Source organism: Cobetia sp. 2AS (assembly GCF_029846355.1).
In the GTDB taxonomy this organism is placed as follows: Bacteria; Pseudomonadota; Gammaproteobacteria; order Pseudomonadales; family Halomonadaceae; genus Cobetia; species Cobetia amphilecti.
On the sequence record NZ_JARWKQ010000024.1, the window covers coordinates 1 to 305 of the forward strand.

At 62.6% G+C, this 305-nt stretch carries 1 protein-coding gene; it reads right to left on the reverse strand.

Annotated features, from left to right (window positions below; genetic code table 11):
- The coding region (locus QD356_RS17770) for an Ig-like domain-containing protein (protein WP_192839544.1) at positions 1–305 on the reverse strand (305 nt) is incomplete at both ends.

Consider the following 305-nt stretch of genomic DNA (forward strand, 5'->3'; position numbering starts at 1 on the left):
GGTCTCGCCATCCGTCTCGCTCAGAACCGGCGCATCCGGTGCTGAAGTATCAACTGTCAGCGTGAACTCGCCAGACGGCGCGCTCACATTGCCGGCTTCGTCAGTCGCGGTGACGCTGAAGACGTGGTCGCCATCGATGAGATCAGTGCTCGGGGTATAGCGCCAGGCGCCATTGGCATCTGCCACGACCGTATCAACGACTTCGCCGTTGTGGGTGATGGTGACGGTGCTATTGGCCTCAGCGCTGCCGGTCAGCGTCGGCGTTGCATCGTTGGTGCTATCGCCGGAGGCGAGGGCACCGGTAT